The following is a 22625-nucleotide window of genomic DNA, read 5'->3' as shown; positions in this document are numbered from 1 at the left end:
CATGGCAAACACAAAGCGCGTTTGGGTACTGGGCAATGGTCAGCTCGGTGCCATGCTGTCCCACGCCGGTCAGCCACTGGCGATTGAAGTGCTGCCGGTGGATATTATGGCCCCCAGCGATGAAAAACTGCCGCTGGCGGACGATGACATCATCACCGCCGAGCGTGAGCAGTGGCCCGAGTCGAGCCTGAGTCTGCAACTCTCTACCCACAAGAATTTCATCAACGGTCCTGTGTTTGGCCGCCTGGCCGACCGTTACACCCAAAAGTCGCTGCTCGATGAGCTGAATGTTGCCACCGCCCCCTGGGAGCTGGTGGATGAAAGCACCGACGTCAACGCCCTCTATGGCAAGTATGGCGAGCGGGTGCTGATGAAGCGCCGTACCGGTGGTTACGATGGCAAGGGCCAACATTGGCTCAAGCAGGCCGAGAATGGCCAGATCCCCGCCGACTGGCGCGGTGAAGCCATTGCCGAGCAAGCCATTAATTTTGATGAAGAAGTGTCTGTGGTTGGCGTACGCACCCACAGTGGTGAATGCTTCTTCTATCCACTGACCTTGAACCTGCACCAGGATGGCATCCTGATGGCCTCCATTTCGCCGCTGCCGCGCCTGGCGCCGCTGCAGGCCGAAGCCGAAGCCATGCTGGGCACCATCATGCAAGGCCTCGAATATGTGGGTGTGATGGCGATGGAGTGTTTCCGCGTTGGCGACCATCTGCTGGTGAACGAGCTGGCACCTCGGGTACATAACTCAGGCCACTGGACCCAGGCCGGCACCCATATGGACCAGTTCCAGCTGCACCTTCGCGCCCTGTGCGACCTTCCTATCCAGCAGCCCCAGGTGAACTTCCCCTGTGTGATGGTTAACCTTATCGGTATCGACAAGGACGATCGCTGGTTGAGTCTGCCCAACGCAGAGCTTTTCTGGTACGCCAAAGACGTGCGTCCGGGCCGCAAGGTGGGTCATTTGAACCTGTCTGTACACAACCCTGCCATGCTCGAAGGCAGCATCAGTCAGCTTAAAAACTGGATGCCGACACAATATCAGGCGCCACTTCAGTGGATCCTCGATAACGCCGACTTCTAAGCAACGTCATCATCAAAGCCCCGAAAATTCGGGGCTTTTTTATGGCCTCTGTCGCGCTTTTAGCCAGTGCAAGAGCTGGATTTCACCCGTATAATGGTCCGGCCAGAGATTCGATATGGATATTTTCAGTGAAGCAATGGGACAGTCTCAAACACAAGCGAATTGATACCCTCGGCCTGCGTTACCACCTGATGTTGCTGCTGACGCCTCTGTCAGTGTTCGTCGGGATTTTTTATCTGTTTTCACCCGCAGGTTCTCTGCCGTGGATGATTTTGTTGCTGGTGTGCCTGGTGTATTTGATGGGATACAGCCTCAGCTATTACCTGCATCAGGGCCGGCTGCAACGCTTGTGGGATCACCTGGAGCAGGTGGTGTCCATCAACGAAGCCAGCATGGAGCTCATCCACCTCTCCAGCCAATACCAGAACGAACATGCCTTTTTGGATGCCTTGCTCAACAAGGCGGTTTCGGTCATCAACGGCGCCGAGATGGGCAGCATTATCCGCGTCGATCCCGATACCCATAAACTGATGTTTGAATCTGCTGTAGGCCTGGATCTGTCCCGGCTCAGAACCATCGATTTTTCCCTGGAGCAGTCTTTTGAATATCGAATGACCAAGGGTCGCTGCGATAAGGTGGTGGTAATCGATGATATGCAACATATCAATGCCCAAAGCACCCTGACCCCGGCCGAGCAGCAAATTTTGCTCACCGCCGCCAAACAGCCCATCCGCTCCACCCTCTCAAGCCCCATTCATATCGACGGCAAACTCTACGCCATGCTCAATCTCGATAGCAGCCATCTGGCGGCTTTCAGCGATTACGACCGCAATCTCGTGGCGATTTTGACCCACGAAGCCGCCAGCGCCATCGCCTTGTATCAAAAGTCGCGGGAAATTCAGCGGCTGGCCAATTTCGACATCCTCACCGGACTCCACAACCGGCAGTATTTTGAATCGCAGGTCAGCCGGTGGCCCAAAAACCGTATCGGCAGCTATCTGGTGGTACTGGATTTGGACAACCTCAAGGTACTCAACGACAGCCAAGGTCATCAGGCCGGTGACAAGGCCCTGGCGACACTGGCCGATGCGTTAAAGATGACCTGGCCGCAAAACTGCCTTATCAGCCGTTTTGGCGGTGATGAGTTTGTTATCCTCACCCAGAGCAGTGAAGAACAACTGCTTGAGCGATTGGAGCAGCTGAAACACACCATGGCCAGCGCCGAGGCACCAGTGCTCTTCAGTGCCGGGTTCGCCCCATTCAATGGAGACTTTGCCGCCAGCTTCAAACTCGCCGATGAGCGCATGTATGCGCAAAAGCGCGGCAGACAAAAAGTAACCAGCAGCCAATCCGCCTGAACCTGAGTTACCCCTGGAATTACAACAAGGACGTGTAGATGTATCCAATCCTAAGGGCAAGCCTGCTTGCCAGCAGCCTGCTGTTTTCAATCTTCCCGACATTCGCCAAAGAACAGCTCTCCCAACAATTGGTGGATGTTCGCACCCGGGAGGGAGTGTCCCAGTATTTCAAACGCACCAATGGCCTGCCACTGCAGGGGGAGTTTGTGCTGGCCCGCGAAGATGGCAGCTTTACCCAGGCCGGGTTTGACGCTGGCCTGCCCCACGGCCAATGGGAAACCTACTACGGTCCGTCCCAACCCATGACCAGGGGGCAATTTTTACGGGGTAAGCAGCAGGGGGAGTGGCAAACATTCAGCCGCAGCGGCGCCTTGGTGGAGACACAGCACTTTGATAATGGCCTGGCGGAAGGCAACTGGCAGCAGTTTGACGTCACGGGTCAGATAGTAGAGCAGCGCCGATACGCCGACGGAGATCTGATACTCACGGAGCGATTTTTCAGCACGGGGCAATTGGCCGAAGTGGAGCGCTACCGGCAAAATTTTCGCCACGGCCAGTGGCAAAAATTCCATGAAAACGGCCAACTGGCGATGAATGCCCAGTTTGCCGACAACCTGCCAACGGGGGAGCTTACCCATTACTATGCGTCCGGCGAGCGTAAGCTGCAGGGGCAATACGATACCAGGGGGCAACGTACGGGCAAATGGCAGGAATGGGACAGTCAGGGGCGGCTTAGCCTGGACACTGAGTACAGCGAGGATAAGAAAAATGGCCTGGAGCAGCAGTTTTATCCCGACGGACAACCCGAAACCCAGTGCAACTTCCTCGGCGGGAAGCCCCATGGCGAATGCCTGAGCTTCAGCAGTGAAGGACTGCCCCGGGTAAAAGAGCAGTATTACAAAGGCAAGCTGGAAGGTGAGCAGCTGTATTATGACGACGAAGGCAGCCTGAGTGCCAAACTGCAGTATCAGGGCGGTAACAAAGCGGGCATTCAGCAGCGTTTTCACCCCAACAGCCAGTTGGCAGAGCTTGAGACACTGGCGATTGACCTCCCCGCCGACAATGGCCAGTATCCCCTCCATGGCAAGCAGGAAAGCTATAACAGTGACGGGCTGTTGCAGCAATCCAGTGTCTACCAGCACGGTCTGCGCGAGGGTGAGTATTTGCGCTATCAGGGCGATACCCTTATCGAATCGAGCCATTGGCTGCAAGGCGTTCGCCACGGCGATGTGCGTACCTTTTATCCTTCAGGTAAACCCAAAGCATTTGATCAATATGTAAATGGCACACTCGAGGGCACATCAGAGCGCTACTACGACGATGGCAAACTGCAAACCAGAGGCGAAATGCACGATGGGCTTTGGGTAGGCCGCTATGAGCGCTTCTATCGGGATGGCACACCTCAGGAGCTCAAACATTACGCCAAGGAAAAGCCAGCCAATGCCAATCAGTATCCCCTCGAAGGCGAATACAGCCGCTGGTATGCCAATGGCGACCTGAACGAGACGGGCTACTACGACCAGGGCAAGAAAACCGGCCTGTGGCGCCTATACCAGAAAGGGCAAATAAGCAGCGAGCAGGAATATCTGGCCGGTAAACTGAACGGTAAGTACATCCAATATTATGAGGGCCGTCGCCGCACCAGTGGCGAGTACAGAGAGAACCAAAAAGAAGGGGAATGGGTCGAGTATCGCTACGAAGAGAAAGACCCCACCTTTGGCCCCATCCCTGAAGGTAATGTTTACAGCAAGACCCGATACCATGCCGGTAAGCGCCATGGCACAGAAGAGCTGTTCTCTTTCAGCGGTGTGCGTTATCGCCTGACCACCTTCGACATGGACGCCAAAACCGGCGACTATCACACCTTTTACGTCAGTAATGGCCAGATGGAACTGAGTGGCAAGCTCATCAAGGGCAATAAAACCGGACAGTGGCAATCCTGGTACGAAAACGGCCTGCCCAAATGGGTTGCAACCTATGATGACGACAAACTGCATGGCCCCCACAAGACCTTCTACGACGACGGTCAGCCCAAGTCGGAAGGGGATTACCAGCATGACGAGCGGAACGGTAATCACAAAGAGTACTACCCAACAGGCATCCTCAAGGCCCAGGAGTCATGGCTGAACGGGCGCCGTGAAGGTCAAGCCCGTTATTTCCACCCCAATGGCAAACTCTCTGAGCAGGGCAGCTTTATCAAAGACAGGAAAGAAGGCCTGTGGCTGAGCTTTTGGCCTGGTGGAGAGAAACGTATTGAAGGCAACTATATCGCCAACCGACAATCCGGTGACTGGCAGTTCTTCGACCAGTTCGGCAAGCTGATTAAAACCGAGCATCACAACTGATACAGGCCTGCGGGCAAAGGGCAAAAAAGCAAAGGGCATTCCACGTGAATGCCCTTGTTGTTATCCGCCAATAACGAGAGTCTTTACCCGCCAGGAACCGGACTCTTCAATCACAGATACCGGGTTTGCTCAACGACCAGAAATTGCGTCAGCGTATTGCTGCCTTTTCAAAAGAGGCCTCAACCAAAGAAGAGGCGGTACAGCCAGGAAGAATCCAGCTCTTCCTTGCAGCCCTTGTACTGAGCGGCGTAGCGACGGGAGCGCTCGTCCACCTTGGCCGCTACCTTGATAAGCCATTTTTTGGATTTATGGGTTCCGCGGCGATAGCCCCCCCAACCTTCGTGATAATTGAGATATTGGGCGCGGGCGTCCCACTTGGATACGCCATTGATCTTGTGGGTTTTGGTGATAAACCAACCCATAAAGTCCATGGCATCATCAAAATCACTGCGACTGGACCAGCTGTTACCGGTTTCCCTGACATAATCATCCCAGGTCATGGTCTTGGCCTGGGCATAGCCGTAGGCATCACTGGCGCGGCCAATGGGGATAAAGCCCAGAAAATACTCCATGGGCGGCGCCGCATCATGCTTGAATGAGCTTTCCTGATACATCATCGCCAGCGGAACATGCACAGGAACGCCCCATTTCTCCTGCGTATCGATCGCGGCCTCATACCAGCTGCGATGCTCCCTGAAAATGGCGCAGATATTATCGGGATCTTTGGGCGGGGCGCTGGCACAGCCACCAAGAAGTGCCAGCAACAGCAGTGGCGTCAGGGCCTTGTACATATCAACTCCTACAACAACCAGTGGGTCGAGTTTCCCATGTCATTGATTAAGATGCAATTCGTACAAGGCTAAGGGTGACGGGCGTCGTCCTGGGTCGATAAAACGCTAGTTGGCAAAGGTGCACTCTGCCGCTTCGCTTTGCCAGATAACCGGTTCCCAAAAGTCGGGATTATTACCGAAGTAACGTCTGTCATCTTTATAACGGGCAGCAAAGTGATAGCGCATCCCTGCTGCGACCTCTATGGTCAGCGTTTTTCTTTGATGCGCATCCGGCGTCACTTTCAAATCCGGCGCGTCAATCAGCTCCACCAGCGAAAACTCATACCGCCCTGGGGCGAGCTGGTAGTTGGGGCGGGAAATCACTGGCGTGCCGTTCACATCGGTGACAACGGCACGATAGAGACGCTCTGCCTCCGGCGGGTCCTGATAGCCAGAGACCCAGCCGCATTGATTGACGTCTTCCACATTGCTGGCGCACGCCGTAAGTCCTGCACTGAGTGACAGGATCAGGAGAGCGCGCATGGCACACCTTTGAAGTAGCCCTTGAGATACTCATCAAAGCTTTCTTCATCACTGGCTTCAATCTCAGCCTGAGCGGCAAGAGAAGATGCAGCTTCGGCCTGGAAACCCGCTTCCACCCCGGGAGACAGCGGATACGACAGGAAGAAATCCTGATATTTGGCAGCCAGCCCCATCACGAAATCGCCATGATTCATGCCCTGCTCCACCACGGCGGCGTGTACCCTGCCGGAAAGCGTAAGGGCGGGGTCTTCAACTGCGAGGCGCCATTGGGCCAGCGCTTCGGCATAATCGCTGCCGTCTATATCCAGCAAACTGGCGAGCTTATCAAACTCATCGAAGAGTTCCAGCAGCCAGGTTTTCAATGCCACAGGCTCGCCCTGACGACTGAGTTCCAGTCCGGGTTTGCGCCCTTCGTGGATAACAGCTCTGAGGTTGGCGGCGATTTCAGCTTCAGTGGCGGCATCGCTCTTTGGCGAATCGGACAGCAGGCAATAAAGCAGGAACAGATCGAGGAAGCGCAACTGTGAGGACTCAACCCCAACCGGGCTGAAAGGGTTGACGTCCAGCGCCCGCACTTCAATATACTCTACCCCGGCACGAGCCAGCGCCTCGGAGGGCTTTTCCCCCTTGCGGGTAACCCGCTTGGCACGGATGGGGGCGTAAAACTCGTTTTCAATCTGCAGCACATTGGCATTGAGCTGGCGATATTCGCCATCCACCTTCACGCCAATTTCGGCAAACTTGGCCGATGGCAAGCAAATCGCCTCGCGGATCCCCTGCAAATAGTCATGGAGGGAGTCATAGCTGATGTTAAGGCTGGCCTGCTCTTTGTTGGTGTAGCCAAGGTCACTCATCCGCAGTGACGTCGCGTAGGGCAGATACAGGGTACCACCGGCTGTTTTTTCAAACTCGAGGCTGGTTTTCTGCTCCTTGAGGAAAGAGCCGCAAATAGCCGGTGACGCGCCAAAGAGATACGGCAATACCCACACCAGACGGCGGTAATTGCGGATAAGGCCAAAGTAAGATTCAGAGATAAACTCATCCAGCGTCAGGCTGCTGCCAGAGAGCACATGCAGTCTTGGCCACAAGTCGCTGGAGAGCGAAAAGTTAAAATGCACCCCGGAAATAATCTGCATCAGGGCGCCGTATCTGTAGGTCAGCCCCTTGCGATAGAGGGTTTTCATCCTGCCGGTATTGGAGCTGCCATATTGGGCAATGGGAATGTCTTTCACATCGCCCACATAACAGGGCATGCTCACCGGCCACAGCTTCTGACCATCCAAATGCTTAAGCGTATAGGCATGGGTCTCAGTCAGGCCTTCCAGCAAGTCTTCAATGTTGCCACTGACCGGCGTAATAAACTCCAGCAAGGCTTCGCTGTAATCAGTGGTGATCCTGGAGTGGGTCAGCGCCGAGCCCAGCGCCTTGGGATGAGGGTCCATTGCCAGCTGGCAACAGCTGGTGATACGCAAAGCCTCACGCTCCAAACCCCGTCGCAGCCCGGCAAGTGCCTTGCGTCCTTCTGCATCGGAGAGAGCCCCGAGTCTGTCATTGAATGCTGTCAATTGATTCTTCTCTGGTTGCTATGGCGCGCTGCGCCGCCGTACACAGCAAGACCTGTGGCGACCCTCGGGTCTTTCGGCTTTTGTCCAAAATAATGCCATTTGCCTATGGCGGCAAGGGAGAAAGATAAGAAGGGTGGCTCAGTCGCCACCCTTGCTTGTCAACGATATGGGGATTGCACCGTGATATTACAATACCAAGTCTTTCACCGGATACCCGAGCGCCTTGAGTTCAGGCAATATGCTGGCCTTGTCACCCACAACAAAGATTACCATCTCGTTGATATTCAGATGTTTCTTGGCGAGAGCGTCGATTTCGTCTTTTTGAATACCCGCGATGATTTTATCCTGTTCGGCGGTAAAACCATCATTGAGATTGTAACGCTGGATCATCCGCATAAAGCCAGCCTTCTGGTATGGGGTTTCATAATCCAGTGCCTGGCCCTGGGAGATGGAGCTGCGCATGAAACTCAGCTCATCGTCACGGATACCTGTGGCGTTATAGGTGGTGATCTCTTTAATGAACTCAGATACCGCAGGTGCCGTCACATCACTGCGTACACTGGCGGTAGCCAGGAACTGACCCACTTCGCTGCCACCGCTGAAACGACTGCGGGCGCCATAGGTGTATCCCTTGTCTTCACGCAGGTTCAGGTTAATACGGCTGTTGAAAGCACCACCCAGCGGGTAGTTCATCAAACCGGCTTTAAAGTACTCACCGGTGGCATCAAATGGCAGCGCAAGCTTACCAATGGAAATCACTGACTGGGCCGCGCCGGGTTTATCCAGCACATAAATGGTGCCGCCGCTTAAGTCTGGCAGTTGTCCAAGCGCTGGCATAGCAGTGGCCTCCCCCTGCCAGCTGTCGAGGGTCTTCAGTGAAGAGAGCAGTGCCGCTTTAGGTGCGCTGGACACAGCCACAACCTGGGCGTTGCCGGCTTTGTACTGTGTCTGGTAGAAGGCTTTGATGTCGTCCAGGGTCAGGGCGGCAACTGTGTCTACCGTGCCGCTGGCATCCACGCCCAGGGCATTTTTATCACCGTAAAGCAGCTTGGCAAAACCTGTGTTTGCCAGATAGTTGGGGTTAGACTGGGAATGTTTAAGCCCCTGCAGGGTTTGCTGTTTCACTCGCTCGAAGTCTTCCGCCTTAAAGCCCGGCATCAGCAGCTTCTCTTTCAAAACCGCAAGCGTGTCATCCAGCTTTTCGGTGAGAGCTGAAAGCTTGATTTCGCTCTGATAGTCGCTGGCAGAAAACTGCACCGAAGCCCCCAGGAGTTCCAGCGCCTGGGTCAGTTCCTCACTGGAGCGTTGGCTGGTTGACTCGTTGAGCATTGCGGCGGTGAGCTGAGCCACACCGGCCTTGCTCACATCGGCCAGGCGATGACCGCCGGCAAGGTAAATCACGATTTCCGTGGTGGGGGTCTCGGCACTCTGGGTACCCAGCACTTCAATGCCATTGCCCAAATTGTCACGCCACAGCGTGGGTACCTTGAGGACTGGTGCTTTGCCACTTTGTGGCATCACACTGCGGTCAAAGGACGATTTGGCCTCACTTACGTTTAACTCACCGGCCACCGCATTGGCTGCCACCAGTGGCGCCGGTGCAGTAAAGTTGTCGGCCGCAGCCACCAGTGCCGAGACCCCCTCAGGCACCACACTCATGATGACCATGGGCTTGTCTTTCACGTACCGGTTGAATACGCGAATAACATCCTCTTTGGTCACGCTGGCATAGCGCTGCAAATCGTTGGCAATCATATTGGGGTTGCCATAGAAGGTCTCGTTGGCAGCGAGCGCAGAAACCTTGCCACGAACACTCTGCAGACCAAAGATGGTATCGGCCTCGAATTGTACCTTGACCTTTTCCAAATCTTCATCGGTCACGCCACGGCGCTCGAACTCGGCGATGGATGCACGAAGTTTACCTTCCAGCTCTTTGAGGCTGCCGCCCTTGGCGGGATTGGCCAGGGCAAAAAATGACATTTCACAGGACAGCTCGCGGCAAGGATGGCTGGCACTGGCCTGCACCGCATAGCCTTCTTTAACCAGGTTTTTGTACACCAGCGAGGTTTTACCACCGCCAAGAATGTTGGCGAGCAAATCCAGTGCGGCTTCATCCTGATGGCTGGCATACACGGTTGGCAATGCCATACGAATAAGTGGCAAATGCACCTTGTCTTCCATGGACAGGTATCTGTCTTGATCCAGGGTGACCTGGGTTTTGGGCAGCGCCTCCACTTCCGGACCGCGTGGTATATCACCAAAGTATTTGTTCACCCAGGCCAGGGTCTGCAGCTCGTCAAAATCGCCGCCAATGGTCAGGGTGGCATTGTTTGGGCCATACCAGCGCTGGAAGAATTGCTTCACATCCGCAAGCTCGGCGCGGTTCAAATCATCCGGCCAGCCAATCACAGGCCAGGAGTATGGGTGACCGGCAGGATACATGGCCTGGCTGAAGCGCTCGTACATACGGCCATAGGGCTGGTTATCGATACGCTGGGCACGCTCGTTTTTCACGGTTTCGCGCTGCACCTCAAATTTCTCTTCGGTGAGCGCAGGCAGGAAGAAGCCCATGCGGTCAGACTCGAGCCACAGCATTTTTTCCAGCTGATTGCTGGGCACCGTCTCAAAATAATTGGTGCGGTCGGTATTGGTGGTGCCGTTGAGGGTACCGCCTGACTCCGTGACCACTTTAAAGTGCTGCTCATCAGCAACGTTTTCAGACCCCTGGAACATCATGTGTTCAAACAGGTGGGCAAAACCGCTGCGACCGGGCAGCTCTCGGCCCGAGCCCACGTGATAGGTCACATCCACGTGCACCAGAGGATCTGAACTGTCCTGGTGTAATATCACTGTCAGACCATTGGCCAACTGGAACTTCTTGTAAGGAATACCGACGCCGGTACTGTCCACGGCAACGGTCTCAACCAGGGTGACCCCTTCCGGCAGTGCCAGAGAGTCAGAAGAGTGCTGGGCGCAGCCCGCGAGCGCTGCCGAAATGGCGGCAGCCAGAATCCACTTTTTCATTAGCTATCCCTTGTTTTACTTGTAGTTTGTTAACCAATAACAACGCCCGACTATATCAGACTCAGAAACAGGCCCATCAGGCTTTTGCCAGGAGTGTTGTAATAAAAAATGTCAAAAGGCCTGCATCATCAATAAGAGCAAACCATAGCGGGCACCTTTTCCAATTAAAATCAGAATAATAGACATTAGTAACGGCAGTCGGAGCCAGCCTGCCAGCACACAAAGAATGTCACCGATGACGGGGGCCCATGACAGCAGCAGACTCCAGATACCGTACTTTTCCACCAAGGCCAGGGCACGGCGCTGGGAAAGGGACAAGTGTTCAGGCTCCCAGGCAACCCGGCCAAGCCGGCCCAGTCCAAGGCTAGTGAGTGCCCCGAGGGTATTTCCCAGGGTTGCCACCACAAACAGGGAAAACCACAGCTCCGGGTTGGAGTTCACCAGCGCCAGCAAAAGTACCTCAGAACCACCGGGCAACAGAGTGGCCGCCAGAAAGGCGCCGGAAAACATCAACCACAGGGGCTCCATCATTTGACTCCCAAAAACCAGGTTAATAAAAATAGATAACTTTAACGCTATAAAAACAAACCCTGATATCACAATAAGTTATATCAAAAACGGTTTGTTTTGCATCTCAATGTGTTTATACAATGCCTTTTCGGCTGTATTTTCCCACACTGCTGTTATGTACGGGCTACCGCGGTTTTGCCCCGTTGTCTTTTTTGGGCAAGGTAGCCTCGCTGTGGGCCACTGATTTAGTAAATTCGGAAACTCAATGATAATTCAAACATTAAGTAAAATTCCCTTCTGGCAGAAAGTGCTGGCTGGTTTTGCGCTGGGGATACTCACAGGGGTATTACTGGGGGAATCGGCGACCGTGCTCAAGCCCCTTGGCGATCTCTTTATTGCCGCCATCAAGATGCTGGTTGCACCTCTGGTACTGTGCGCCATTGTGGTCAGTATCACCTCCCTTGGCAGCTCAACCAACCTTAAACGCCTGAGTTTCAAGACGCTGGCACTCTTTATGCTGACCGGCACCCTGGCCTCCTTGATTGGTCTGGCGGTGGGCAGTAGCTTCGATATGGGCGGCAGCATGCAGCTTGCCAGTACCGAAGTGCGCGAACGCGTCGTACCGGGCTTTTCCCAGGTGTTGCTGGATATGATCCCGGTCAATCCCTTCGCCTCTCTGACCAACGGTAAAGTGCTGCAAATTATTGTGTTTGCTGCCCTGGTGGGGATTGCCATCAACGCGGTTGGCGAAAAAGCCGAGCCACTTAAAAAAGTATTCGACGCCGGTGCCGAGGTCATGTTCCAACTGACCCGCATGGTACTCAAGCTGACCCCTATCGGTGTATTTGGCCTGATGGCCTGGGTGGTGGGCGAGTATGGCCTCTCTACCCTACTGCCGCTGGGCAAATTTATCGTGGCCATCTACGTGGCTGCACTTATCCATATCCTGTTTGTTTACGGTGGTTTGGTGAAATTTGCCGCCCGCTTAAGCCCGGTACAGTTTTTCCGTAAGGCCATGCCGGCCCAGCTGGTTGCCTTCAGTACGGCTTCAAGCTTCGGAACCCTGCCAGTGACCACCAAGTGTGCCGAGTCCATGGGCGTCTCCAAGCGTTACAGTGCCTTTGTGCTGCCCATGGGCGCCACCATGAACATGGATGGCTGCGGTGGTATTTACCCCGCCATTGCCGCCATTTTCATTGCGCAAATCTACGGTATTCCGCTGGATATGACCGATTACATGCTGATTGCTGTGACGGCCACAGTGGCCTCAGTAGGCACCGCAGGTGTGCCCGGCAGCGCCATGGTGATGCTGACAGTCACCCTGGGCGTGGTGGGTTTGCCTCTGGAAGGTATTGCCTTTATCGCCGCCATTGACCGTGTGATTGATATGATACGGACCTGCACCAACGTCACCGGCGATATGATGACCGCCGTGGTGGTTGGCAACTCCGAAGGTGAGCTGGACCGCGAGCGTTTTTATAAGGTAGAAGAAGATAAAATGGTCGAAGGCAACGCCTGAGCTGCTCATCGGTAACTGAGTTACCTGTTCTCTGAAAGGCCATTCCCAGGGGGATGGCCTTTTTTGTTTACTGTTGGCCCTTGTTTACCTTGGTTCGCAAAGCACCTACACTGACCCTAGTGATATCAATAATAACAAGCCGTTGCCATGACCAAGCTCTTTCTGTTTCCCATCATCCTTTGCCTGTTGTGGACAATTTTTTTACGCTTTAACGGTATTCCGCTGTCAAAAGGCAAAACCGGTTATATCTATATCATCGCCATCAGTGGCACCCTGATTGTCCTGATGACGCTGCTGCTGTGGCTAACCCGGGTCCAATAATCCCCCACAATAAAAAAAGCGCCCTCAGGCGCTTTTTTTATTGGATTGACCGCTACCCCAATACCGCGAGCAAGATACCGGCAGCCACAGCACTGCCGAGCACCCCGGCCACATTGGGGCCCATGGCGTGCATCAAAAGGTAATTGTGCGGATTGGCCTCAAGCCCCACCTTATTGGCCACCCGTGCCGCCATAGGCACGGCCGAGACACCTGCCGCGCCAATCAGCGGATTGACCTTGCCGCCACTGAGCTTGCAGAGCACCTTTGCCATCAGCACGCCGGCCGCTGTGCCGATAGAGAAGGCAACGGCGCCGAGCACCAGAATCCCCAGAGTCTCGACCCGCAGGAACTGCTCGGCCGAGAGCTTGGAGCCCACCGCCAGCCCCAGGAAGATGGTGACTATGTTGATAAGCTCGTTTTGCGCCGTGTTGGACAGACGGTCCACGACACCGGACTCACGCATCAGGTTGCCAAGGCAGAACATACCAACAAGTGGTGTTGCTGCCGGCAAAAACAGAATGGTCAGCCCCAGTACCATTAACGGAAACAGCACCTTTTCTTTTTTGCTCACTTCCCGCAGCTGCTCCATCTTGATAGCGCGCTCTTCCTTGGTGGTAAGCGCGCGCATAATTGGCGGCTGGATAATGGGTACCAGTGCCATGTAGGAGTAAGCGGCCACCGCAATGGCGCCCAGAAGCTCAGGCGCCAGCTTGGTGGAGAGGAAAATAGCCGTGGGGCCATCGGCGCCACCAATAATGGCAATGGCGGCGGCATCTTTCATGGAAAACTCAAACCCAGGCACCAGATTGAGCGCAATCGCTCCCAGCAAGGTGGCGAAAATACCAAACTGGGCCGCGGCCCCGAGCAGCAGGGTCTTGGGGTTGGCAATCAGGGCGCCAAAGTCGGTCAATGCCCCTACACCGAGGAAAATCAGCAGCGGAAAGATGCCGGTCTCGAGTCCCACGTGATAGAGGTAATAAAGTAAACCGCCTTCCTCGGTAAACCCGGCATTGGGGATATTGGCAAGCACGGCGCCAAAACCTATAGGCAACAGCAGCAGCGGCTCAAATCCCTTGGCAATGGCAAGATACAAGAGCACCAGGCCCACTGCCATCATCAGTAGCTGCCCCAGGGTAAAGTGGGCAATGCCCGTTTCGGCCCAAAAGGCCATCAATCCTTCCATCATGCCTCCTTAGGCCAACGACAACAGCTGAGCGCCAACGGCAACGGAGTCACCTTCTTTCACCCAAAGACGGGCAATGACACCGTCGGCCTGGGCACGGATTTCGGTTTCCATCTTCATGGCTTCGAGGATTATCACTACATCCCCCGCCTTCACCGTATCGCCAGGCGACACATGGATTTTGAAGATATTGCCAGACAGAGGCGCGCTCATTTCCAGTTTGATTTCGTGGCTTACAGGTGCAGCCGCTGCGGCGGCAGGGGCAACTGCGGCGCTGGACTGACTTGCTCCCTGTGGCTGGATTTGACTGATTTCACCGCCGGCGGCAACTTCAACCACGTAGGTTTGACCATCCACCTTCACTGTGTAGGTTTCTGGCCCCGAGTTCGCCCTGACTGGGGCTAACGAGGCCTGAGCCACGGCCACAGGCGCTGGCTCAAAGGCATCGGCATTGCCACGGTTTTTAAGGAACTGCAGGCCAATCTGCGGAAACAGTGCATAGGTAAGCACATCATCATCGAGATCTTCACTGAGCTTGATGTTCTCGGCTGTGGCCTTTTGGACCAGCTCGGTGCGAAGACGCTCCACCTCTGGAGTCAGCAAGTCGGCAGGGCGACAGGTGACAGGCTCAGCTCCCTTAAGTACCCGCTGCTGCAGCTCGCTGTTCACCGGCGCCGGGGTGGCACCGTATTCGCCCTTGAGTACTCCCTCGGTTTCCTTGGTGAGCGACTTGTAGCGCTCGCCGGTGAGCACGTTGATCACCGCCTGGGTACCCACAATCTGAGAGGTCGGTGTCACCAGCGGCAAGAAGCCCAGATCTTCGCGTACTCTGGGAATTTCATCGAGCACCAAATCGAGTTTATCGCTGGCGCCCTGCTCTTTAAGCTGGCTCTCCATGTTGGTGAGCATGCCACCTGGCACCTGGGCGCGCAGAATTCGGGAATCAATGCCCTGCAGCGCGCCTTCAAATTTGGCATACTTTTTACGCACCTCACGGAAATAGGCGGCAATCTCTTCCAGCAGCGCCATATCCAACCCCGTGGAACGCTCCGTGTCCTCCACCATGGCCACCAGTGTCTCGGTGGCGCTGTGGCCGTAGGTCTGGCTCATGGACGAAATCGCGGTATCCAGTACATCGATACCGGCCTCAATCGCCTTCTGGTAGGTGGCGGTAGAAAGCCCGGTGGTGGCATGGCTGTGCATGGCCACCATCAGCCCGGTTTGCGACTTAAGCCTGCTCACCAGCTCAAAGGCTTCCATGGGACGCAGCAGACCGGCCATATCTTTGATACAGAGCGAATCGCAGCCCAGATCCTCAAGGCGCTTGGCCATGTCCACCCAGGTGTCCAGGTTATGCACCGGGCTGGTGGTGTAGGAAATGGTGCCCTGTGCATGGGCGCCCACCTGCTTGACCGCACGCACCGCCTCTTGCAGGTTGCGCACGTCATTCATGGCATCAAACACACGGAATACATCCATGCCGTTTTCGTGGGCGCGCTCAACGAATCTGTGCACCAAATCGTCGGCATAGTGGCGATAACCCAGCAGGTTCTGCCCCCGCAGCAGCATCTGCATCGGGGTCTTGGGCATGGCTTGCTTGAGCAGCCGCAGCCGCTCCCAGGGGTCTTCCCCCAAATAGCGGATACAGGCATCGAAGGTCGCGCCGCCCCAGGTCTCCAGCGACCAATAGCCCACCTGATCCAACTTGGCGGCGATGGGCAGCATATCTTCGATACGTAAACGGGTGGCAAGCAGAGATTGGTGCGCGTCACGCAGCACCACATCGGTAAGGGCCAAGGCTTTGGTCATGAACGTCCCTCCTGGGCTCGGTATTGTTGTATGGCGGAGGTGATAGCGGCCACCAGACGAGGATCCAGCCCCTTGGACTGAGCGGACGCCACGGGTGTTTCTGGCCGTTTCTCATTGTCTTCGGCCTTGGGTGCATATCGATTGGCAATCAGCTTAAGTCCAAGGATCAAAATCCCCAGAAACGCATATACCAGCACCATGCCCAGTACCATGATCCACAGGGCCTCGCCCATTTGATCCATAACTGATGTCATGACTTTCCCTCAAAAGTTTGTTGGCTTGAGCCGCATAAAAATGCGGAAAATCGCTCACTTCACTCAACCCAATCGATACCAAAATGTAACGACAGGCAAAAATAGCACCCCGAAAGATAACCTTTTATTAACGATAAAGGCAACGACTTGTAAATTGGTCTTACCAATATTTATTGATTAAGTAGGACTGATTTAAATAATTCTCAAAAATATAGCCGTGAAATTAAATTAAGGAGAATCTGAGGCGGGAAAAATCACTGATATAAAATTGGTACTTGAAAACGCAGACTATGCATTCGTAGTCACGGACAATATGCCAACGGCAGTTAAGGCGAACTGAAACTTATGCAGTGAGATAAACCGAAATGAGCGGAAAAGAAAAAGCCCCTGAGTAATCAGGGGCTTTTAATATGGCGCGCATGGAAGGAGTCGAACCTCCGACCGCCTGGTTCGTAGCCAGGTACTCTATCCAGCTGAGCTACATGCGCAAATTTTGTGACTCTTAAGGGCAAGCTTAAAGAGTATAGTAAAGAATGGCGGAGAAGGAGGGATTCGAACCCTCGATGGGATATAAAGCCCATACTCCCTTAGCAGGGGAGCGCCTTCGGCCACTCGGCCACCTCTCCGCGAATTTGGCGCGCATGGAAGGAGTCGAACCTCCGACCGCCTGGTTCGTAGCCAGGTACTCTATCCAGCTGAGCTACATGCGCATTGAATTCGTTCAATCTTTAAAGACTTTTGGCGCGCATGGAAGGAGTCGAACCTCCGACCGCCTGGTTCGTAGCCAGGTACTCTATCCAGCTGAGCTACATGCGCGTTTCAAAAAGTCTGCTGCAGTAATCTGATATCTGAGAGTGGCGCGCATGGAAGGAGTCGAACCTCCGACCGCCTGGTTCGTAGCCAGGTACTCTATCCAGCTGAGCTACATGCGCGTTGAAACTATCAGATAAACAGAAGAAAGAAGTGGCGCGCATGGAAGGAGTCGAACCTCCGACCGCCTGGTTCGTAGCCAGGTACTCTATCCAGCTGAGCTACATGCGCGAATTGTTTTCTTTACTGCTAAAAGCGATAAAAGCTGGCGCGCATGGAAGGAGTCGAACCTCCGACCGCCTGGTTCGTAGCCAGGTACTCTATCCAGCTGAGCTACATGCGCACACTTTTATCGCTTTAAGAAAATGGCGGAGAAGGAGGGATTCGAACCCTCGATGGGAGATAAAGCCCATACTCCCTTAGCAGGGGAGCGCCTTCGGCCACTCGGCCACCTCTCCGTCTTTTCTTGGCGCACATATTACTGTTTGAAGAAAATAAGTCAAACCCTTTTTCCCAAAGCAGATCTGATTGCCCTGTTTTTAATCACATGCTTGAAACCCAAGCACAATCAGCCTTTGCGCGCAGTCACAAGTTGTCGTCCTTAAGTTACAGGCAATAAAAAAGCCAGCCCTTGGCTGACTCTTCTACTGTCCGTCCTGGACGCCCCTGCTGGAGCCGTAAAACAGGCTCAGTAGTTACCGCCCTCGGGCGAACCTGTTTTTTCAGATTGAATACGCTGGTAGATCTCTTCGCGGTGAACAGACACTTCTTTAGGTGCATTCACACCGATGCGCACCTGATTTCCCTTTACACCCAGCACTGTCACCGTGACTTCGTCACCGATCATCAGTGTTTCGCCAACACGACGTGTCAAAATCAGCATTCGCTTGCTCCTTTAGTCCCATTCCATACGCCAGGACAGACACCTGGACGTCACATTATTATAAAGTCAGCTTAGTACAAATTATAGTATTGAATACCAAAACGCTTGGATATTCATACTTTATTGAGGTCGAACGCTCTGTGCAAACTTCTGACGGCATGCTGCAGATGTACCTCATCAATTACCACCGACAGTTTGATTTCTGATGTCGAGAGTAACTTAACACGAATGTTTTGTGCTTCCAAAAGCTCGGTGACACGCGCCCCCACCTCAGCCATGACAGCTTTACCGGTGCTGACGAGGGATACCTTTGCCAGTGGCGACTCATGACGGACTTCCGCCAGAGGCTGCTCAAGTGCCAACCTGTCTATCAGGGTCAGCACTCTATCGAGTGCACCCTGCGCCAGGGTAAATGCCAGCGCTTTTTCGTCCGCCAACTGCACCACAAGGTCAGTATCCACCGAAGCGTTTGCAAGCGCCTGAAACAGTGCCACTTCCGCCTGCGGTTGATCCACCAGACCAGCAACTGACACCAGGCCTTGTCCGCGGGTAACGGCAATGCCCACTATGCCCGAGCCGGAGTGTTCAGGCTCATCGAAGCGGATCAGGGTGCCACTGCCGGACTCGAAACTCGACAACACCCTCAGCACAACACCATGACGGCGGGCACAGGCAACGCTGTCCGGGTGCAATACCTTGGCCCCCTGCCGTGCCATTTCATACATGGCTTCGAAACTGATGCTATCGAGTTTCTGGGCATCGGGATCTATGTTGGGATCTGTGGTAAAGACACCGGTCACATCAGTAAATATTTGGCACTCAGCGGCATCAAGCGCGGCGGCAATGGCAACGGCAGTTGTATCTGAGCCGCCACGCCCAAGGGTTGTCACATCGCCCTGCTCGTTGACCCCCTGAAACCCGGCGATAACGGGTACAGCGCCGTCGTCCAGCAACTGCATCAACAACCCTGTATCAACGGACTCAATACTGGCTCTGCCAAACTGGCTGTTGGTGCGCACCTTGACCTGGCTACCCAGCAAAGATCTGGCATTAATGCCCCGTCTTGCCAGTGCTATGGACATTAAAGCAATACTGACCTGCTCACCGGCGCTCACCAACATGTCCAATTCCCGGGCGGGTGCCAGAGGGTCTATGTTGGCGGCCATGGCATAAAGCCTGTTGGTTTCTCCGGCCATAGCTGAGAGCACCAACACCTGTCTCTCACCTTCAAAATGCGCTTTGGCGATGGCATCTGCCACCGCCTCAATGCGTTCGAAGGTACCCACAGAGGTGCCTCCGAACTTCTTTACATAAATTTTTGTCACAAACAGCCTGCTACTACTCAGACCCGTCCGTTGTTACAGACGCTCATTAAGCCAAGGCACAACACTGGCCAGGGCACCGTCGAGCTTGGCAGGTTCGCTGCCACCAGCCTGGGCCATATCAGGGCGACCACCGCCCTTCCCGCCGACCTGAGCAGCCACCATGGCAACCAGTTCACCGGCCTTCACTTTGCCGGTCAGATCCTGGGTCACACCGGCAATCAGGTTCACCTTGTCACCACTGCCAATGGCCAGTAACACAACGCCTGACTTGAGCTTCTGCTTGAGTTCATCCTGCAAACCGCGCAGTGCGCCGGCCTCCACGCCTTCAAGACGCTTAACCAGCACCTTAACGCCATTGATGTCCAGGGCGTCACCGGCAAGGTCGGCACTGGCAGCGGCGGCCAGCTTATCTTTCAACTGGCCATTCTCTTTCTCAAGCTGACGGGCTTTGTCGAGTTGGGCCTTGAGCTTGGCGACCACAGAGGCAACGTCACCTTTAAGCAGTGCGGCGGCTTCTTCAAGCTCGGCCTGCTGCTGAGCGACATAGGCCATGGCGGCTGCACCAGTCACGGCTTCGATACGACGGATACCTGCGGCGATACCACCTTCAGAAGTGATCTTAAAGAGACCAATATCGCCGGTACGGCCCACGTGGGTACCACCGCAAAGCTCGATGGAGAAGTCACCCATGGTCACAACGCGCACCTTGGAATCGTACTTTTCACCAAAGAGTGCCATGGCGCCTTTTGCCTTGGCTGCTTCGATATCCATTTCGGCGAAATTCAGTTCGTGGTTTCGACGAATTTGGGTATTCACCAGATCTTCGACCGCCTTAAGCTCTTCGCGCTTAACGCCTTCGAAGTGGGAGAAGTCGAAACGCAGACGCTCAGGGTCAACCAGAGAGCCTTTCTGGGTCACGTGAGTCCCCAGCACCTGACGCAGCGCAGCGTGCAGCAGGTGAGTTACTGAGTGGTTAAGTTCGGTGCGATGACGCAGCTTCTTATCCACCATGGCTTTGAGGCTGTCACCAACCTTGATGCTGCCGCTGGCGAGTTGGCCCTTATGACCAATGCCCTGACCGAACTTTTGGGTATCGGCAACGACGAATTCAACACCTTCGGCCAGCAGCTGACCTTTGTCACCAACCTGACCACCGGACTCGGCATAGAATGGGGTGTTGTCGAGTACGACAACCAGATCGGCGCCTGCTTCTGCTGCTTCTGCCGCATCGACAGATTCACCATCACGGTAAAGCGCAACGACTTTACTCTCGGCAGCAAGCTCGGTGTAACCACAAAAATCGGTGGCCGTATCGATTTTCAGCGCGGCGTTATAGTCGGCACTGAACTGACCAGCGGCCTGGGCGCGGCTGCGCTGCTCGGCCATGGCGGCATTAAAGCCTTCTTCGTCGACTTTAAGGTTACGCTCGCGGCACACGTCGGCGGTTAAATCTACCGGGAAGCCGTAAGTATCATAGAGTTTAAATACGGTTTCGCCGTCCAGGGTATCACCCTTGAGGTCGGCCAGCGCGGCATCAAGCATGCCAAGACCACGCTCCAGAGTCCGGGCGAACTGCTCTTCTTCGGCTTTGAGGGCCTTTTCCACAATGGTCTGGGTGGCCTTAAGTTCCTTGGCAGCATCCCCCATAGCCTCTATCAGTGTAGGCACCAGTTTGTAGAAGAAGGTGTCGGTAGCGCCCAGTTTGTTACCGTGGCGCACAGCGCGGCGGATAATGCGACGCAGCACATAGCCGCGGCCTTCGTTGGATGGCATCACGCCATCGGCAACCAAGAAGGCACAGGAGCGGATGTGGTCAGCGATAACGCGAAGGGATTTATTTTCCAAGTCGGTCACACCGATGATTTCGGCGGTCTTGGCTATCAGTTTCTGGAAAATATCGATTTCGTAGTTGGAGTGAACGCCCTGCATGATGGCAGAGATACGCTCAATACCCATACCTGTATCCACCGCAGGCTTGGGCAGCGGGTCCAGCGTACCGTCGGACTGACGGTTGTACTGCATAAATACGATGTTCCAGATCTCGATAAAGCGGTCACCGTCTTCTTCCGGACTGCCGGGACGGCCACCCCAAATGTGCTCGCCGTGATCGTAGAAGATTTCGGTACAAGGTCCGCAAGGACCGGTATCGCCCATCTGCCAGAAATTGTCTGATGCGAATGGCGCCCCCTTGTTATCACCGATGCGAATGATGTTTTCAGCAGGAACACCGATTTGCTTGTTCCAGATCTCAAAGGCTTCGTCGTCGGTGTGATACACAGTGACGCACAGCTTCTCTTTAGGCAGTTTCAGGGTACCGGTGAGGAATTCCCAGGCAAAGCGGATGGCATCTTCTTTGAAGTAATCGCCAAAGCTGAAGTTACCCAGCATTTCGAAGAAGGTGTGGTGACGGGCGGTGTAACCCACGTTGTCCAGGTCGTTATGCTTGCCACCGGCACGTACGCAGCGCTGCGCAGTCGCGGCCCGTACGTAGCTGCGCTTCTCCATACCGAGGAAACAGTCTTTGAACTGGTTCATACCGGCGTTGGTGAACAGCAGTGTTGGATCATTACCGGGAACCAGAGAGCTGCTGTCTACTACCTGGTGACCCTGCTGCCTGAAATACTCGAGAAAAGCACTGCGAAGCGCGGCTGTGGTTTGATACATGAAAACGTCCTGAGTTGGATAAGCCTGATACGACAAGCCGCAGCCACTTCCACGGGCTGCCGACAAAAATTTGGGGCTCATTATAACCTCAAGACTTTCGAAGAAGATAGCGCACAGGCCGCGAAATCCGAGGCAAACAAAGGACAGAGCCACTGTGAAAAATGGCCAGAGTGAAGCGAGAGGCAAATATAAAAAGACCGCAACAGTTGCGGTCTTCATTCCATATCGTAAGGGTCAAAATCCAGAGCGTGGGCAATCTCATCAAAACTGAATCCTTGTCCGGCGAGATAGCGTATGCGCTTTGCCCTGTCTTTGGCATCGGCAGGTTTGGTTGCGCCAAATTTTTTCAGCGCCTTCGCCCGTGCCTGGGCGTACCAATCCACTTCGCAGCCTTCCAGATTGCTTTGAATAACCTCTTTATCCAATCCCTTGGCTATCATGGCCTGACGCGCTCTGGCGGCGCCGTGGCCCTTCAGTACCGATGAGCGAACGACTGATGCGCCATAGCGACTGTCGTTCAGATAACCTTTGGCTTCACACTCATCCAGTACCCGCTCAATCTCAAGGGCATCGTGTCCCTTGGCGAGCAATTTAAGCTTGAGCTCATTGCGGCTGTGATCACGCCTGGCAAGTGATGCCAGCGCGTGATTCATCA

At 54.6% G+C, this 22625-nt stretch carries 17 protein-coding genes and 8 tRNA genes; 5 read left to right on the top strand and 20 right to left on the bottom strand.

Features of this window, described 5'->3' with window-relative positions; all coding sequences use genetic code 11:
- Position 1: 1 nt before the first annotated feature.
- The 3 genes from purK (at position 2) to K0H79_RS05420 (ending at position 4790) form a co-directional block, all read left to right on the top strand.
- Positions 2-1087, top strand: a complete 1086-nt coding sequence (gene purK / locus K0H79_RS05430; RefSeq protein WP_220077571.1) for a 5-(carboxyamino)imidazole ribonucleotide synthase — start codon at positions 2-4, stop codon at positions 1085-1087.
- A gap of 128 nt (positions 1088-1215) precedes the next feature.
- Positions 1216-2445, top strand: coding sequence for a diguanylate cyclase (locus K0H79_RS05425; RefSeq protein WP_220077570.1), 1230 nt, complete (start codon positions 1216-1218; stop codon positions 2443-2445).
- 38 nt (positions 2446-2483) lie between these two features.
- Positions 2484-4790, top strand: a complete 2307-nt coding sequence (locus tag K0H79_RS05420) for a toxin-antitoxin system YwqK family antitoxin (RefSeq protein WP_220077569.1) — start codon at positions 2484-2486, stop codon at positions 4788-4790.
- Between the two features lie 179 nt (positions 4791-4969).
- Here K0H79_RS05420 and K0H79_RS05415 read toward each other — a convergent pair whose 3' ends face one another.
- The 5 genes from K0H79_RS05415 to K0H79_RS05395 all read right to left on the bottom strand — a co-directional run bounded on the left by K0H79_RS05415 (position 4970) and on the right by K0H79_RS05395 (position 11220).
- A complete protein-coding gene (locus K0H79_RS05415; protein ID WP_220067109.1) occupies positions 4970-5581 on the bottom strand; it encodes a hypothetical protein in 612 nt (203 codons plus the stop codon).
- Between the two features lie 105 nt (positions 5582-5686).
- A complete protein-coding gene (locus K0H79_RS05410; protein ID WP_220067108.1) occupies positions 5687-6103 on the bottom strand; it encodes a hypothetical protein in 417 nt (138 codons plus the stop codon).
- Positions 6088-7668, bottom strand: coding sequence for a glutamate--cysteine ligase (gene gshA / locus K0H79_RS05405; RefSeq protein ID WP_220077568.1), 1581 nt, complete (start codon positions 7666-7668; stop codon positions 6088-6090). The genes K0H79_RS05410 and gshA overlap by 16 nt, the downstream gene beginning before the upstream one ends.
- Positions 7669-7854: 186 nt before the next feature.
- Complete coding sequence (locus K0H79_RS05400; RefSeq protein ID WP_220077567.1) at positions 7855-10692, bottom strand: pitrilysin family protein; 2838 nt, start codon at positions 10690-10692, stop codon at positions 7855-7857.
- A gap of 111 nt (positions 10693-10803) precedes the next feature.
- A complete protein-coding gene (locus K0H79_RS05395; RefSeq protein ID WP_220078097.1) occupies positions 10804-11220 on the bottom strand; it encodes a YqaA family protein in 417 nt (138 codons plus the stop codon).
- A gap of 247 nt (positions 11221-11467) precedes the next feature.
- Here K0H79_RS05395 and K0H79_RS05390 point away from each other — a divergent pair, with 247 nt between their 5' ends.
- Both K0H79_RS05390 and K0H79_RS05385 read left to right on the top strand, forming a co-directional pair.
- On the top strand, positions 11468-12721 hold the full coding sequence (locus K0H79_RS05390; RefSeq protein ID WP_220067105.1) for a dicarboxylate/amino acid:cation symporter: 1254 nt from the start codon (positions 11468-11470) through the stop codon (positions 12719-12721).
- 147 nt (positions 12722-12868) lie between these two features.
- Positions 12869-13042, top strand: coding sequence for a hypothetical protein (locus K0H79_RS05385; RefSeq protein WP_220067104.1), 174 nt, complete (start codon positions 12869-12871; stop codon positions 13040-13042).
- A gap of 52 nt (positions 13043-13094) precedes the next feature.
- On the opposite strand, the gene K0H79_RS05380 is transcribed toward K0H79_RS05385, so the two are convergent.
- The 15 genes from K0H79_RS05380 to K0H79_RS05310 all read right to left on the bottom strand — a co-directional run bounded on the left by K0H79_RS05380 (position 13095) and on the right by K0H79_RS05310 (position 22623).
- The gene (locus K0H79_RS05380) at positions 13095-14225 is read right to left on the bottom strand and encodes a sodium ion-translocating decarboxylase subunit beta (protein WP_220067103.1); all 1131 of its coding nucleotides are present in this window, start codon (positions 14223-14225) and stop codon (positions 13095-13097) included.
- Between the two features lie 9 nt (positions 14226-14234).
- On the bottom strand, positions 14235-16034 hold the full coding sequence (gene oadA, locus K0H79_RS05375; RefSeq protein WP_220077566.1) for a sodium-extruding oxaloacetate decarboxylase subunit alpha: 1800 nt from the start codon (positions 16032-16034) through the stop codon (positions 14235-14237).
- Positions 16031-16288, bottom strand: a complete 258-nt coding sequence (locus tag K0H79_RS05370) for an OadG family protein (protein WP_220077565.1) — start codon at positions 16286-16288, stop codon at positions 16031-16033. The genes oadA and K0H79_RS05370 overlap by 4 nt, the downstream gene beginning before the upstream one ends.
- Positions 16289-16699: 411 nt before the next feature.
- Positions 16700-16776: transfer RNA gene (locus K0H79_RS05365), tRNA-Arg, on the bottom strand.
- Between the two features lie 46 nt (positions 16777-16822).
- Positions 16823-16914: transfer RNA gene (locus K0H79_RS05360), tRNA-Ser, on the bottom strand.
- A gap of 7 nt (positions 16915-16921) precedes the next feature.
- Positions 16922-16998: transfer RNA gene (locus tag K0H79_RS05355), tRNA-Arg, on the bottom strand.
- Between the two features lie 29 nt (positions 16999-17027).
- Positions 17028-17104: transfer RNA gene (locus K0H79_RS05350), tRNA-Arg, on the bottom strand.
- A 39-nt stretch (positions 17105-17143) separates the two neighbouring features.
- Positions 17144-17220 (bottom strand) — tRNA-Arg (locus tag K0H79_RS05345).
- 32 nt (positions 17221-17252) lie between these two features.
- A tRNA-Arg gene (locus K0H79_RS05340) sits at positions 17253-17329 on the bottom strand.
- A 35-nt stretch (positions 17330-17364) separates the two neighbouring features.
- Positions 17365-17441, bottom strand: a tRNA-Arg gene (locus K0H79_RS05335).
- A 23-nt stretch (positions 17442-17464) separates the two neighbouring features.
- A tRNA-Ser gene (locus K0H79_RS05330) sits at positions 17465-17556 on the bottom strand.
- 230 nt (positions 17557-17786) lie between these two features.
- A complete protein-coding gene (gene csrA, locus K0H79_RS05325) occupies positions 17787-17981 on the bottom strand; it encodes a carbon storage regulator CsrA (protein WP_011759166.1) in 195 nt (64 codons plus the stop codon).
- A 113-nt stretch (positions 17982-18094) separates the two neighbouring features.
- Positions 18095-19306, bottom strand: coding sequence for an aspartate kinase (locus tag K0H79_RS05320; RefSeq protein ID WP_220077564.1), 1212 nt, complete (start codon positions 19304-19306; stop codon positions 18095-18097).
- A 33-nt stretch (positions 19307-19339) separates the two neighbouring features.
- A complete protein-coding gene (alaS, locus tag K0H79_RS05315) occupies positions 19340-21970 on the bottom strand; it encodes an alanine--tRNA ligase (protein WP_220077563.1) in 2631 nt (876 codons plus the stop codon).
- Positions 21971-22185: 215 nt separating this feature from the next.
- Entirely contained in the window at positions 22186-22623 is a 438-nt protein-coding gene (locus tag K0H79_RS05310; protein WP_220077562.1) for a regulatory protein RecX, read from the bottom strand.
- Positions 22624-22625: the final 2 nt, after the last annotated feature.

The sequence above is a fragment of the Shewanella sp. FJAT-52076 genome (assembly GCF_019457455.1).
Taxonomy (GTDB): Bacteria; Pseudomonadota; Gammaproteobacteria; order Enterobacterales; family Shewanellaceae; genus Shewanella; species Shewanella zhangzhouensis.
The sequence above is the reverse complement of the archived record's forward strand: the minus strand, read 5'-3'. Positions and strand labels throughout refer to the sequence as shown.

What these genes read in the sequence shown, in the direction of transcription:
- purK (WP_220077571.1), top strand. Translation starts at nt 2, where the DNA reads ATGGCAAACACAAAGCGCGTTTGGGTACTGGGCAATGGTCAGCTCGGT.
- K0H79_RS05420 (WP_220077569.1), top strand. Translation starts at nt 2,484, where the DNA reads ATGTATCCAATCCTAAGGGCAAGCCTGCTTGCCAGCAGCCTGCTGTTT.
- K0H79_RS05415 (WP_220067109.1), bottom strand. Translation starts at nt 5,581, where the DNA reads ATGTACAAGGCCCTGACGCCACTGCTGTTGCTGGCACTTCTTGGTGGC.
- K0H79_RS05410 (WP_220067108.1), bottom strand. Translation starts at nt 6,103, where the DNA reads ATGCGCGCTCTCCTGATCCTGTCACTCAGTGCAGGACTTACGGCGTGC.
- K0H79_RS05400 (WP_220077567.1), bottom strand. Translation starts at nt 10,692, where the DNA reads ATGAAAAAGTGGATTCTGGCTGCCGCCATTTCGGCAGCGCTCGCGGGC.
- K0H79_RS05395 (WP_220078097.1), bottom strand. Translation starts at nt 11,220, where the DNA reads ATGGAGCCCCTGTGGTTGATGTTTTCCGGCGCCTTTCTGGCGGCCACT.
- K0H79_RS05390 (WP_220067105.1), top strand. Translation starts at nt 11,468, where the DNA reads ATGATAATTCAAACATTAAGTAAAATTCCCTTCTGGCAGAAAGTGCTG.
- K0H79_RS05385 (WP_220067104.1), top strand. Translation starts at nt 12,869, where the DNA reads ATGACCAAGCTCTTTCTGTTTCCCATCATCCTTTGCCTGTTGTGGACA.
- K0H79_RS05380 (WP_220067103.1), bottom strand. Translation starts at nt 14,225, where the DNA reads ATGGAAGGATTGATGGCCTTTTGGGCCGAAACGGGCATTGCCCACTTT.
- oadA (WP_220077566.1), bottom strand. Translation starts at nt 16,034, where the DNA reads ATGACCAAAGCCTTGGCCCTTACCGATGTGGTGCTGCGTGACGCGCAC.
- K0H79_RS05370 (WP_220077565.1), bottom strand. Translation starts at nt 16,288, where the DNA reads ATGACATCAGTTATGGATCAAATGGGCGAGGCCCTGTGGATCATGGTA.
- csrA (WP_011759166.1), bottom strand. Translation starts at nt 17,981, where the DNA reads ATGCTGATTTTGACACGTCGTGTTGGCGAAACACTGATGATCGGTGAC.
- alaS (WP_220077563.1), bottom strand. Translation starts at nt 21,970, where the DNA reads ATGTATCAAACCACAGCCGCGCTTCGCAGTGCTTTTCTCGAGTATTTC.
- K0H79_RS05310 (WP_220077562.1), bottom strand. Translation starts at nt 22,623, where the DNA reads ATGAATCACGCGCTGGCATCACTTGCCAGGCGTGATCACAGCCGCAAT.